Origin of the sequence: Candidatus Pelagibacter communis (assembly GCF_001180225.1) — a bacterium.
Taxonomy (GTDB): domain Bacteria; phylum Pseudomonadota; class Alphaproteobacteria; order Pelagibacterales; family Pelagibacteraceae; genus Pelagibacter; species Pelagibacter ubique_D.
The window spans coordinates 34,722-47,659 of record NZ_CVST01000058.1; the positions used below are offsets into that span (position 1 = coordinate 34,722).

Annotated in this window: 12 protein-coding genes and 3 tRNA genes; all 15 read left to right on the forward strand. The window is 31.7% G+C overall.

The annotated features are described in order from the left end of the window. Window positions 1–32: 32 nt before the first annotated feature. A tRNA-Leu gene (locus AMN99_RS04510) sits at window positions 33–117 on the forward strand. A 10-nt stretch (window positions 118–127) separates the two neighbouring features. Then, window positions 128–1,120, forward strand: coding sequence for a trigger factor (tig, locus tag AMN99_RS04515; RefSeq protein ID WP_256998115.1), 993 nt, complete (start codon window positions 128–130; stop codon window positions 1,118–1,120). Next, the gene (locus tag AMN99_RS05905) at window positions 1,047–1,580 is read left to right on the forward strand and encodes a trigger factor (RefSeq protein ID WP_256998116.1); all 534 of its coding nucleotides are present in this window, start codon (window positions 1,047–1,049) and stop codon (window positions 1,578–1,580) included. The genes tig and AMN99_RS05905 overlap by 74 nt, the downstream gene beginning before the upstream one ends. Before the next feature lie 32 nt (window positions 1,581–1,612). Continuing rightward, entirely contained in the window at window positions 1,613–2,224 is a 612-nt protein-coding gene (gene clpP / locus AMN99_RS04520) for an ATP-dependent Clp endopeptidase proteolytic subunit ClpP (RefSeq protein WP_075506631.1), read from the forward strand. An 89-nt stretch (window positions 2,225–2,313) separates the two neighbouring features. Continuing rightward, window positions 2,314–3,582, forward strand: coding sequence for an ATP-dependent Clp protease ATP-binding subunit ClpX (gene clpX / locus AMN99_RS04525; protein WP_075506632.1), 1,269 nt, complete (start codon window positions 2,314–2,316; stop codon window positions 3,580–3,582). 60 nt (window positions 3,583–3,642) lie between these two features. After that, on the forward strand, window positions 3,643–6,021 hold the full coding sequence (gene lon, locus AMN99_RS04530; protein WP_075506633.1) for an endopeptidase La: 2,379 nt from the start codon (window positions 3,643–3,645) through the stop codon (window positions 6,019–6,021). Between the two features lie 50 nt (window positions 6,022–6,071). Continuing rightward, window positions 6,072–6,147 (forward strand) — tRNA-Val (locus tag AMN99_RS04535). A 12-nt stretch (window positions 6,148–6,159) separates the two neighbouring features. Then, window positions 6,160–6,236 (forward strand) — tRNA-Asp (locus AMN99_RS04540). An 88-nt stretch (window positions 6,237–6,324) separates the two neighbouring features. Beyond that, on the forward strand, window positions 6,325–6,693 hold the full coding sequence (locus AMN99_RS04545) for an NADH-quinone oxidoreductase subunit A (RefSeq protein ID WP_075506634.1): 369 nt from the start codon (window positions 6,325–6,327) through the stop codon (window positions 6,691–6,693). Window positions 6,694–6,703: 10 nt separating this feature from the next. Continuing rightward, window positions 6,704–7,219 (forward strand): NuoB/complex I 20 kDa subunit family protein, encoded by a 516-nt coding sequence (locus AMN99_RS04550; RefSeq protein ID WP_075506635.1) that lies wholly within the window; start codon window positions 6,704–6,706, stop codon window positions 7,217–7,219. Between the two features lie 2 nt (window positions 7,220–7,221). Continuing rightward, window positions 7,222–7,827 (forward strand): NADH-quinone oxidoreductase subunit C, encoded by a 606-nt coding sequence (locus AMN99_RS04555; protein ID WP_075506636.1) that lies wholly within the window; start codon window positions 7,222–7,224, stop codon window positions 7,825–7,827. Continuing rightward, window positions 7,811–8,986: an NADH-quinone oxidoreductase subunit D gene (locus tag AMN99_RS04560; RefSeq protein ID WP_218836792.1), complete on the forward strand. Its 1,176-nt coding sequence runs from the start codon at window positions 7,811–7,813 to the stop codon at window positions 8,984–8,986. Before AMN99_RS04555 ends, AMN99_RS04560 begins: the two co-directional genes overlap by 17 nt. Continuing rightward, on the forward strand, window positions 8,983–9,591 hold the full coding sequence (gene nuoE / locus AMN99_RS04565; protein WP_075506638.1) for an NADH-quinone oxidoreductase subunit NuoE: 609 nt from the start codon (window positions 8,983–8,985) through the stop codon (window positions 9,589–9,591). Before AMN99_RS04560 ends, nuoE begins: the two co-directional genes overlap by 4 nt. Next, on the forward strand, window positions 9,584–10,915 hold the full coding sequence (gene nuoF, locus AMN99_RS04570) for an NADH-quinone oxidoreductase subunit NuoF (RefSeq protein ID WP_075506639.1): 1,332 nt from the start codon (window positions 9,584–9,586) through the stop codon (window positions 10,913–10,915). Before nuoE ends, nuoF begins: the two co-directional genes overlap by 8 nt. Next, window positions 10,908–12,938, forward strand: a complete 2,031-nt coding sequence (nuoG, locus tag AMN99_RS04575) for an NADH-quinone oxidoreductase subunit NuoG (protein ID WP_075506640.1) — start codon at window positions 10,908–10,910, stop codon at window positions 12,936–12,938. Before nuoF ends, nuoG begins: the two co-directional genes overlap by 8 nt.

Sequence of the window (12,938 nt, forward strand, 5' to 3'; positions counted from 1 at the left end):
GTTCAATAATATATAAAGCACCTAATTTAACTGGGGCGATGGCGGAATTGGTAGACGCGCTGGTCTTAGGAACCAGTCGAGCAATCGGTGAAGGTTCGAGTCCTTTTCGCCCTACCATTAAATAATTATGAAAGTTACTGTAGAAAATAAAAAAGGTTTAAATAAAGATCTAAAAATTTTTATCGATAAAGAGACTATGAACTCTTATATGGATGAAAAATATGAAGAGATTAAAGGAACAGTAAATTTAAAAGGTTTTCGACCAGGAAAAGTACCAAAAGAAATTTTAAAAAGACAATTCGGCAAAGCTGTATTTGGTGAAGTATTAGACAAAGTTTTAAAAGATACATCTACAAAAGCTTTAGAAGAAAACAAAATTAAACCAGCGGGTCAGCCAAAATTAGATCTAAAAACATATGGTGAAGATAAAGAATTGGAATATGTCTTGTCAGTTACAGAGTTACCTAAAGTAGAGATTAAATCATTAGAAAACATCAAATTTGATGAATACACTGTTAAAATTGATGATAATGAGACAGATAAAAGAATAAAAGAAATTGCTAAGAACCAACCAAATTTCAAGGAAGGTGCTTCAGATACAAAAGCAAAAGAAGGTGATTTAGTTGCATTAGATTACAAAGCAACAATTGATGGAAAAGAATTTAAAGGAAGTGAAGGAAAAAATACACAGCTTACATTAGGTAAAGATTTATTTTTGAAAGGTTTTGATAAGCAACTAATTGGTGTTAAAAAAGATGATGAGAAAGTTGTTGAAGCAACACTCCCAGAGAATTATCCTGAAAAAGAATTAGTTAATAAAAAAGCTAAATTTAATTGTAAAATTTTATCAGTCAAACAACCACAAGAGGTGAAAATAGATGATGATTTTGCAAAAAATTTAGGAGCTAAAGATTTGAAAGATCTTAAAGCTTTAATTTCAAAACAAATAAATGACGAATATAAAAATTCTTTAGATCAACTTTCAAAAAATCAAATTTTAAAAGAAATTGAAAAAATTAAAGTTGAAGAAGTTCCAGAAAACTTAATTGAAGAAGAGGTTAAAATTCTTTCACAAGGTATGTCTGAAGAGGAGGCTAAAAAAAAACAAAAAATCTTTTGAAGAAAAAGCAAAAATAAGAATTAAAACTGGGTTAATCTTAAATGAATTTGGTGAAAAAAATCAAATCAAAGTTAGTGAACAAGAAATTCAAGCTGAAGTACAAAAACAATTGAGAATGATGCCAGGACAAGAGAAAATGGTTATGGATTTTTATCAAAAAAATCCATCTGCTTTGGCAAGTCTAAGAGGGACAGTCTACGAAGAGAAAATTTTAAATCTTATAAAAGAAAAAGGTAAACCAAATAAAAAAGAAATTTCAAAAGATGAGGCGGAAAAAATCTTAAAAGAAGCTCATAAACATGATCACGATCATGACCATGATCATTCACATGATCACGAACCAAAAAAAGAAACAAAAAAGAAACCTGCAGCAAAAGCTTCAGAGAAAAAAAAACCTTCTGCTAAAACAGCAAAAGCGAAACCAGCCACCAAAAAAACAAAAAAAGTTAGCAAAAAGTAATCACAAGTTGTATAAGTAGAAAGAATCAACTTATGACAACAAAATTATCAGAAAATATGAGCAATCTAGTGCCGATGGTTGTAGAGCAATCAAGCAAAGGTGAGAGAGCTTATGATATTTATTCAAGACTTTTAAAGGAAAGAATAATTTTTTTAACGGGTCAGATAAATGACAATATTGCATCCTTAGTAACAGCTCAGTTATTATTTTTAGAAGCTGAAGATCCTAAAAAAGAAATTTATTTATATATCAATAGTCCTGGTGGATTGGTTACAGCTGGTCTTGGGATTTACGATACCATGCAATATGTAAAACCTGATATTTCAACATTATGTATTGGGCAAGCTGCATCAATGGGATCATTTTTGTTGGCTGCAGGAACTAAAGGTAAGAGATTTTCTTTACCCAACTCAAGAATAATGGTTCACCAACCTTCAGCAGGTTTTCAAGGACAAGCTACAGATATAGAAATTCATGCTAATGAAGTCTTGTCATTAAAGAAAAGATTAAATGAAATTTATTCAAAACATACAGGTAAAACTGTTGATGAAATAAAATCTGCTTTAGAGAGAGATAACTTCATGACTGCTGATGTCGCAAAATCATTTGGTCTTATTGACGAAGTAGTAGAAAAAAGATCATAATACACAATATATTGATAACTTACTAATCCAAACTTGATTAGTATGAGTCATCTATAATAAAGTAATGAAATTGATTCGTTTAAAAAATTATGAGTACAAATAATAAAAATATTCTTTACTGTTCTTTTTGCGGAAAGAGCCAACACGAGGTTAGAAAATTAATTGCAGGTCCAACTGTATTTATTTGTGATGAATGTGTTGAGCTTTGTATGGATATAATAAAAGAGGAAAGCAAAGACACTTTTGTTAAACATCAAGACGGACTTCCTTCACCAAAAGAAATTTGTACAGTGCTAGATGATTATGTAATTGGTCAAGCACATGCCAAGAAAGTTTTGTCGGTGGCTGTACACAATCATTACAAAAGACTAAATTATGAAAACAAAACTAGTAAGAATGTAGAATTATCTAAATCCAACATTTTATTAGTTGGTCCTACTGGTTGTGGTAAAACTTTATTAGCACAAACTCTAGCTAGAATTTTAGATGTTCCATTTACAATGGCAGATGCAACAACATTGACTGAAGCAGGATATGTTGGTGAAGATGTTGAAAATATTATTTTAAAATTACTTCAAGCTTCAGATTATAATGTTGAAAAAGCACAACGTGGAATAGTGTATATCGACGAAGTTGATAAGATTAGTAGAAAATCTGAGAACCCATCTATTACAAGAGATGTATCTGGTGAAGGCGTTCAGCAAGCTTTATTAAAAATAATGGAAGGAACTGTTGCAAGTGTTCCACCTCAAGGAGGTAGAAAACATCCTCAACAAGAATTTTTACAAGTAGACACAACAAATATTCTTTTTATTTGTGGAGGTGCATTTGCTGGATTAGACAAAATTATTTCTCAAAGAGATAAAGGCACTTCAATCGGTTTTGGAGCGGACGTAAAAAACACTCAAGATAAGAAAACAGGAGAGTGGATGAAGGGACTAGAGCCTGAGGATTTATTAAAATTTGGATTGATACCAGAGTTTATTGGAAGACTACCAATGATAGCAACTCTTGAGGATTTAGATGAAAAATCATTGATCAAAATTTTACAGGAACCTAAAAACTCTTTAACTAAACAATATCAAGAATTATTTAAGTTAGATGGAGCGAAATTAACATTTAAAGAAAATGCTCTTAAAGAAATAGCCCAAAAAGCAATTAGCAAAAAAACAGGAGCAAGAGGATTGAGATCAATTTTAGAAAATATATTATTAAAAACTATGTATGATCTCCCAAGCCAAGATAACATTGAAGAAGTAATTGTTGATGCAGGAGCTGCAAAAGGTCAATCACAACCAATTTTAGTTCATTCTAAAGGCGAAAATAAATCCAAGTCTGGCAAAACATCAGCGGCTTAATACCCTTAATAAGTAACAAAAACCTATTGCAATATAATATATAATATCCATATTAAACTCATGGACGTTAAAATATCATTGCCGTTATTACCTTTAAGAGACATTGTAGTCTTCCCAAGTATGGTAATACCTCTGTTTGTCGGAAGAGATAAATCGATTTCTGCACTTAATGAGGTGATGAAAAAAGATAAGAAGATTATTCTTGTAACTCAAAAAAATTCAGAGATCGATGATCCTAAAAAAACAGACGTATTTATGTATGGCTGTGAAGGAAGCATTCTACAATTATTAAAGTTACCTGATGGAACTGTAAAAGTTTTAGTAGAAGGAATTAAAAGGGTTAAAATTTTAGATTTTAAAGATAATGAGAAGTTTATTACGTGTGACTATACATATTTCAATGACATTTTGCCAAAAGACGAAGATTTATTTCCTTTAGCAGCTACTGCTTTAAGAAGATTAGAAAAGTTAACTTCAATAAATAAGAAAATTTCTAACGAGACAATAAACACAATTAAGCAGTTAAAAGATCCTTCTCAAATAGCTGACAATATTGCTTCACATATCACAGCAACAATTTCAGAAAAACAACAAATTTTTGAGACCGTTGATGTGAAGAAGAGATTAAATGCCATAATTAAAATTATGGAAAATGAAACAAGTATAATTGGAGTAGAGAAAAGAATTCGAGGACGAGTTAAAACTCAAATGGAGAAAACCCAGAGAGAATATTACTTAAATGAACAACTTAAAGCTATTCAAAAAGAACTCGGCGAGATTGAAGACGGCAAAGATGAAACAACTAGTTTAAATAAAGCTATCACAAAAGCAAAAATGCCAAAAGAAGTTGAAAAGAAATGTCTACAAGAGCTTAAAAAATTAAAGAACATGAGCCCAATGTCAGCTGAAGCCACAGTGGTTAGAAACTACTTAGATTGGATGACAGAATTACCTTGGCACAAGAAAAGTGAAGTTGATATCGATTTGACTAAGGCATTAAATATTCTTGATAAAGATCATTTTGGACTAGAGAAAGTTAAAGAAAGAATAATAGAATTTTTAGCTGTTCAAAAAAGAATGGAAAAAATTAAAGGACCAATATTATGTTTAGTTGGCCCCCCTGGAGTTGGTAAAACATCTTTAGGTAAATCTATCGCAAAAGCAACTAACAGAGAATTTGTTAGAATGTCTGTAGGTGGGATGAGAGACGAAGCAGAAATAAGAGGGCATAGAAGAACTTATATCGGATCATTACCAGGTAAAATAATTCAAATGATGAAAAAAGCTGGAACAAAAAATCCTTTAATTTTATTAGATGAGATAGATAAAATTGGAAATGATTATAGAGGTGATCCATCATCAGCGTTATTAGAAGCATTAGATCCAGAACAAAATACAACTTTTAACGATCACTACTTAGAAGTTGATTATGATTTATCCGATGTAATGTTTGTAACAACAGCAAATACTTTAAACATATTACCTCCATTATTAGACAGAATGGAAGTCATAAGATTAGCTGGTTATACAGAGGATGAAAAAATTAGTATAGCTAACAAATATCTACTTCCTAAACAAATCAAAGATAATGGTGTTAAAGAAAAAGAAATGAAACTGGAAGATGACATTATAAAAGAAGTAATTAGAGGATACACAAAAGAGTCAGGAGTTCGAAACTTAGAAAGAGAAATTTCTAAACTTGCTAGAAAAGTTGTTAAGAAAATTGTAGCGGGTGAGGAAAAAGAAGTTCAAATTAATAATAAAAACTTATCTGATTTTCTTGGTGTAGCTAAATTTAAGTTTGGAGAATTAGAATCTGAAAATAGAGTGGGTATTGTAACTGGACTTGCTTGGACTGAGTATGGTGGGGAAATTTTAAAAATTGAAACAGTAACTATGCCTGGAAAAGGAAGAATGCAGATTACTGGTAAGCTAGGTGATGTAATGCAAGAATCTGTAAAAGCTGCAAAATCTTTTGTTAGATCAAAATGTTTAGAGTACGGAATTATTCCTCCTCTATTTGAGAAAAAAGATTTTCACATTCATGTACCAGAAGGAGCAACACCAAAAGATGGACCATCTGCTGGAATAGGAATGGTTACTTCAATTGTTTCGTCGATTACAAATATTCCTGTAAGAAGAGATGTTGCGATGACTGGTGAGGTAACATTAACAGGTCAAGTGTTGCCAATAGGAGGCCTTAAAGAAAAATTACTAGCTGCTCATAGAGCTGGAATTAAAGAAGTTTTGATTCCTAAAGAAAATGAAAAAGATTTAGTCGATATGCCTAAGAAAATTATAGATGATATTAAAATTACACCAGTCGAATATGCCGACCAAGTAATTAAAATTGCTTTAACCAAAGAACTAAAACCTACGGAATGGGTTGAGGTAGATTTGGCTAAAAAAGACGATAAATCTCAAGCTAGTATTCAATAATAATTAATTTACTTTATTTAAGTGTTGATGTAATAAGTAGCTCTGTTTTGGGGCGGTTAGCTCAGTTGGTAGAGCATCTCGTTTACACCGAGGGGGTCAAAGGTTCGAGTCCTTTACTGCCCACCAAACAAATTAAGTGGGGGTGTAGCTCAGTTGGTTAGAGCGATCGCCTGTCACGCGATAGGTCGAGGGTTCGAGTCCCTTCACTCCCGCCACTTTTTCCCAATAAACTGTCTGTTAATATTAATAAAATGTGACTTATCTTCCCTTCAACATCAGATAAAAACTGATATATAGATTTTCATGTTATCTGAATTTTTAAAAGATTACCTACCAATTATTCTATTTTTAGTTATCGCTCTTGGTTTAAGTGTTGCTTTTGTGGTGTTAAATTTTTTACTTTCTCCAAAAAAACCTGATCCAGAAAAATTATCTGCATATGAATGTGGTTTCGAACCGTTTCAAGACTCTAGAATGGAGTTTGATGTAAGATTTTATTTAGTTGCAATTCTATTTATCATATTTGATCTCGAAATTGCCTTTCTATTTCCATGGGCAATATCATTAGGGAACATTGGTTTATTAGGTTTTTCATCAATGATGATTTTTCTATTCATACTAACAGTTGGTTTTATTTATGAATGGAAAAAAGGTGCTTTAGATTGGGAATAAAATTAATTTAATGAACGATAAAATAGAACAAGTTCCTGAAGAATTTAAACAGCTTGCTAAAGATTTTAGTAAAAATGGTTTTATAACTACATCGCTAGATAATTTAATTAATTGGTCTAGATCTGGCTCTTTGCATTGGATGACTTTTGGTCTTGCGTGTTGCGCAGTCGAAATGATGCAAACAGCAATGCCTAGATATGACTTGGAAAGGTTTGGAGCTGCACCCCGTGGTTCACCAAGACAATCAGATGTAATGATTGTTGCTGGAACGTTAACAAATAAAATGGCACCAGCTTTAAGAAAAGTTTATGATCAAATGCCAGAACCTAGATATGTAATTTCTATGGGTAGCTGTGCTAATGGTGGAGGTTATTATCATTATTCTTATTCAGTTGTTAGAGGGTGTGATCGTATAGTTCCAGTTGATGTTTATGTTCCTGGATGCCCTCCTTCAGCAGAGGCATTATTATATGGAATTTTACAATTACAAAAAAAAATTAGAAAAAAAGGATCTTTTTCAAGATAGCCATGAATAGTTTAGAGGATCTAGAAAAAAAAATTAATTCTGAATTAACCACGAAAATTAACAATTCAGAAATAAAACATAATCAAATTTATCTAGAAACAGATAAAGATGATTTTTTAGATGTAATTTTATTCTTAAAAACTAATTTAGATACAAAATTTCGTCAATTAATAGATATTACAGTTGTAGATTATCCTGAAAATAATCAAAGATTTCAAGTAGTTTACTTATTTTTAAGCCATGAATTTAATCAAAGACTAGTTTTAAAATACTCTATTTCTGAAAATGAAGTTATACCTTCTTTAACAAGTGTTTTTCCTGCCGCAAATTGGATGGAAAGAGAAGTTTTTGATATGTATGGTGTAAATTTCAAAGATCATCCTGACTTAAGAAGAATACTCACAGATTATGGTTTTGAAGGACATCCATTAAGAAAAGATTTTCCTTTAACTGGTCACTCTGAAGTTAGATATAGCGAAGATCAAAAAAAAGTAATTAGCGAACCAGTTAAACTAGAGCAAAACTATAGAAATTTTGATTACGAAAGCCCTTGGGAAGGAACAAAATACATTAAAGAAGAAATTGAAAATAATGACAAAAAAAATTAAAAATTTAAATCTAAACTTTGGTCCTCAACATCCAGCAGCTCACGGTGTATTAAGATTAATATTAGAATTAGATGGTGAGGTTGTTGAAAAAGCAGATCCGCATATAGGCTTGCTTCACAGAGGTACAGAAAAATTAATTGAGAACAAGACATACATGCAAGCCGTTCCGTATTTTGATCGTTTGGATTATGTAGCTCCAATGAATCAAGAACATGCTTTTGCCCTTGCTGTAGAAAAAATTCTTAAAATAGATGTACCGATTAGAGCTCAGTATATAAGGGTTATTTTTTGTGAAATTGGAAGAATATTAAGTCATATTCTTAACGTTACAACTCAAGCGCTTGATGTTGGTGCCTTAACCCCATCACTTTGGGGTTTTGAAGAACGAGAAACTTTAATGACTTTTTACGAAAGAGCTTCTGGATCAAGATTACACGCTAACTACTTTAGAGCCGGTGGTGTTCATCAAGACTTACCCAAAGGTTTAGAGGAAGATATCTCAAACTTTTGCGATACATTTCCAAAAGTGATTAATGATTTAGAAAGTCTCTTAACAGATAATAGAATTTTTAAACAAAGAAACGTCGATATTGGAATTGTAAGTAAAGAGGATGCTTTAGATTATTCGTTTTCAGGAGTTATGATTAGAGGATCAGGGGTGCCTTGGGATTTAAGAAAATCTCAACCTTATGATTGTTATGAGGATTTAGATTTTAAAATACCAGTTGGAAAAAATGGTGATTGCTACGATAGATATTTATGCAGAATTGAAGAAATGAAAGAGAGTGTTTCTATTATTAAACAGTGTTTATCTAAAATGGAAAAAGGTCCAATTAAATCATTAGATGGTAAAATTAGTCCACCATCAAAAAAAGATATTAAACAATCAATGGAAGCATTAATTCATCATTTTAAATTATTTACAGAGGGTTATAGAGTACCAAAGGATGAAATTTATACAGCTGTTGAAGCACCTAAAGGAGAATTTGGTGTTTATTTAATTTCTGATGGTTCAAGCAAGCCTTATAAATGTAAGATAAGAGCCCCAGGTTTTTCACATCTGCAATCAATGGATTATCTAATTAAAGGACACATGTTAGCAGATGTGCCAGCTGTTCTAGGTTCATTAGATATTGTTTTTGGTGAGGTGGATAGATGAGTTTAAGAAAACCAGCAAAAGATCAACCAGAAAGTTTTGAATTTAATGCTTCTTCTTTAGAGGCAGCAAATAATATTGTTGCAAAATATCCAAAAGGAAAACAACAAAGCGCTGTAATGGCCTTACTTTATATTGCTCAAAGACAAAATAATAATTGGATACCATTAGCTGCAATGAAGTATATCGCTAAGTTTTTAGACATGCCTTATATAAAAGTTTATGAGGTGGCTACTTTCTACACAATGTACAATCTATCACCTGTTGGAAAATATTTTGTTCAAGTATGTACCACAACACCATGCATGATAAGAGGTGCAAATAAATTGGTTGAAGCTTGTAAGGAAAAAATTTCTGAAAATGAATGTGAATTATCAAGCGATAAGAGTTGTTCATGGATGGAGGTTGAGTGTCTTGGCGCATGTGTGACCGCTCCTATGATGCAAATAAATGATGATTATTACGAAGATCTTGATAAAGAAAAAACATCTGAGATTTTGGATAAAATTTTAAATGGAGAAACTCCAAAACCAGGTTCATACAGAGGAAGAATTAATAATGAGCCAGAGAACAATAGAAAAACACTAACGGATTTAAAAAATGCTTAAAGATCAAGATAGAATTTTTCAAAATTTATATAACGATAAAGGCTCTGATGTAGCAGCGTCACAATCAAGAGGTGATTGGGTAAACACTAAAGAAATTACTGAAAAAGGAAGAGATTGGATTATTAATGAAATTAAAGAATCTCAACTTAGAGGTCGAGGTGGTGCAGGATTTCCTACAGGTTTAAAGTGGTCATTTGCACCAAAAGAAGTTGGCTCAAGACCACATTATTTGGTTATTAATGGTGATGAGTCTGAACCAGGCACTTGTAAAGATAGAGATATTTTAAGATTTGAACCTCATAAATTAATAGAGGGTTGTCTAATAGCATCATACGCAGTTCAAGCACACGTCTGCTACATATATATTAGAGGAGAATACTTTGTTGATGGTCAAAAACTCCAAGCTGCAATTGATGAGGCTTATGAGAAAAAACTATTAGGAAAAAATGCAGCTGGAACTGGGTGGGATTTAGATATTTATATCCACTATGGAGCAGGAGCGTATATTTGTGGTGAAGAAACAGCATTACTTGAAAGTTTAGAGGGTAAAAAAGGTCAACCAAGATTAAAACCACCTTTCCCAGCTTTGATTGGTTTATATGGATGTCCAACTATAATTAATAATGTTGAAACGATTGCTGTGGTGCCAACTATTTTAAGAAGAGGAGCGAAATGGTTTGCTTCTTTAGGAAGAGAAAAAAATACAGGTACTAAAATATTCTGTATTTCTGGAAATGTTAATAATCCGTGTAATGTAGAAGAGGAAATGAGTATTCCTCTAAAAGAATTAATAGAAGTTCACGCTGGTGGAGTGATTGGTGGATGGGATAATTTACAAGCTGTAATACCTGGAGGATCTTCTATGCCTCTAATTCCAAAAGATAGATGCGAAACATTAAAGATGGATTTTGATGCGTGTGTCGAAGAAAAAAGTGGATTAGGAACAGCAGGAATAGTGGTTATCAATAAAGATCAAGACATTATTAAATGTATGGCGAGAATTGCTAGATTTTACAAACATGAAAGTTGTGGACAATGTACACCTTGCAGAGAAGGTTCTGGATGGATGTGGCGAATGCTTGAGCGTATGGCAAAAGGCGATGCAACTAAAGATGAAGTTGACATGTTAGGAGATGTAACAACTCAAATCGCTGGTCATACAATTTGTGCGTTTGGAGAAGGTTCTTCATGGCCAGTTCAAGGTTTGTTAAGACATTTTAAAAAAGAAATTCAAGAAAGAAACAATTTGGACCCAATTGTTCAGAAAAAAAATAATATACCTTATTTGGTTGATCAACATTTATTAGATAAAAAAAATGCTTAAATTAAAAGTAAATGACATTGATGTAGAAGTTGAAGAAGGACTAACAGTTCTTCAAGCCTGTGAAAAAGCAGGAGTTGAGATACCTAGATTTTGTTATCATGAAAAATTATCTATAGCTGGAAATTGTAGAATGTGTTTGGTGGAAATGGAGAAATCACCGAAACCGATTGCATCATGCGCAATGCCTGCTGCCGAAGGAATGAACATTAAAACAAACACAAGTTTAGTTGAAAAGGCTAGAAAAGGTGTAATGGAATTTTTACTAGCAAATCATCCTCTAGATTGTCCTGTGTGTGACCAAGGTGGTGAGTGTGATCTTCAAGATCAATCAATGTTTTATGGGGTAGATAAATCAAGATTTAAAGAAAACAAAAGAGCAGTTCCTGAAAAAAATATGGGACCATTAATCAAAACTCAAATGACAAGATGCATACATTGTACAAGATGTGTGCGATTTGCTACTGAAGTTGCAGGCGTTCCAGAACTTGGTGCTATAGGTAGAGGTGAGGATATGCAAATTACAACATATCTTGAGCAATCAATGCAATCAGAATTATCTGCCAATGTAGTTGATTTATGTCCTGTTGGAGCTTTGACATCAAAACCTTATATTTTTGAAGCGAGACCATGGGAGTTAAAAAAGACTGAAACAATTGATGTCATGGATGCAATAGGTTCAAACATTAGAGTTGATACATACGATTGGGAAGTAAAAAGAGTTCTTCCAATAATTAATGAAGATATTAACGAAGAATGGATTTCAGATAAAACTAGATATGCGTGTGATGGTTTACTTCATCAAAGATTAGATACTCCATATATTAAATACAACGGTAAATTTGAGAAAGCTTCGTGGCAAGAAGTTTATAAAATAATAAAATCTAAATTAGAAAATACATCTAAAGAAAAAGTATCTGGTTTTGTTGGAGACTTAACAAACATGGAAACTGCTTACATTTTTAAAGAATTTTTTGAGCGAACAATTGAAACTGATAATTATGAGTCAAGATCAGATAATAGATATATTGATATTTCAAAAAGAGAAAATTATTTGTTTAATTCCTCAATTAATGGAATTGAAGATGCTGATTTAATTTTATTATTGGGCACCAATCCTAGATACGAAGCTACAATTTTAAATGCAAGAATTAGAAAATCTTATCTAAATAATAGTACAAGAATTGTATCATTAAATGATTGTGGAGATCTAACTTATCCTTATGAAAGTTTAGATGGGCAAACTAAAACAATTAAAGAAATTATAGATGACACACATAAACTTTCAAAAGAAATAGAAAGTGCAAAAAAACCAATGATCATAATTGGTGAGTCCTTACTAAGATTAGAAAATGCACAATATCTGTTTAATAATTTAAAAGATTTTTTGAATAAAAAAAACAAGTTCTCAGAAGATTGGAATCCTTTGAATGTTCTATCATGTGATGCAGCAACTGTAGGAAATTTTGATTTAGGAGTTTTAAACAATAAAACAAATTTAATAGAAGATTTAAAATCAAATAAATTTGAAATAGTGTTTTTAATAGGTCAGGATAATTTAAATTTTGCTAAAAAAAATGAATTTGTTATTTATCAAGGAAGCCATGGTGACAAAGGGGCAGAATGTGCAGATATAATTTTACCTGGCTCTGCTTACACAGAACAAGACGGTTATTATACAAATTTAGAGGGAAAAATTCAAAAAGCATTTAAGGCTTCTTATCCACCTGGAGATGCAAAAGAAGATTGGCAGATAATAAATGAACTAGCTGAATTCATGAATAATAGAAAATTGTTTAACGATAAAGAAGAGCTCGATAGCAGCATGTTAAATTATTTAAAATTGCAAAGTGAAAAACAAACTGAACAAAATAACAACAAATCAAATTCTGATTTTAATAATGAAAATTTAAAAATTGAAATTAAAGATTATTATTTTTCTAATGTTGTTGCTAAATCATCAAAAACAATGATCGAGTGCAATAATGCAAAAATGAATTTAAAATCAACAGGCACAGAAGGTTAA

Coding starts and splice junctions, on each gene's coding strand:
- tig (WP_256998115.1), top strand. CDS start 128: ATGAAAGTTACTGTAGAAAATAAAAAAGGTTTAAATAAAGATCTAAAA.
- clpP (WP_075506631.1), top strand. CDS start 1,613: ATGACAACAAAATTATCAGAAAATATGAGCAATCTAGTGCCGATGGTT.
- clpX (WP_075506632.1), top strand. CDS start 2,314: ATGAGTACAAATAATAAAAATATTCTTTACTGTTCTTTTTGCGGAAAG.
- lon (WP_075506633.1), top strand. CDS start 3,643: ATGGACGTTAAAATATCATTGCCGTTATTACCTTTAAGAGACATTGTA.
- AMN99_RS04545 (WP_075506634.1), top strand. CDS start 6,325: ATGTTATCTGAATTTTTAAAAGATTACCTACCAATTATTCTATTTTTA.
- AMN99_RS04550 (WP_075506635.1), top strand. CDS start 6,704: ATGAACGATAAAATAGAACAAGTTCCTGAAGAATTTAAACAGCTTGCT.
- AMN99_RS04555 (WP_075506636.1), top strand. CDS start 7,222: ATGAATAGTTTAGAGGATCTAGAAAAAAAAATTAATTCTGAATTAACC.
- AMN99_RS04560 (WP_218836792.1), top strand. CDS start 7,811: ATGACAAAAAAAATTAAAAATTTAAATCTAAACTTTGGTCCTCAACAT.
- nuoE (WP_075506638.1), top strand. CDS start 8,983: ATGAGTTTAAGAAAACCAGCAAAAGATCAACCAGAAAGTTTTGAATTT.
- nuoF (WP_075506639.1), top strand. CDS start 9,584: ATGCTTAAAGATCAAGATAGAATTTTTCAAAATTTATATAACGATAAA.
- nuoG (WP_075506640.1), top strand. CDS start 10,908: ATGCTTAAATTAAAAGTAAATGACATTGATGTAGAAGTTGAAGAAGGA.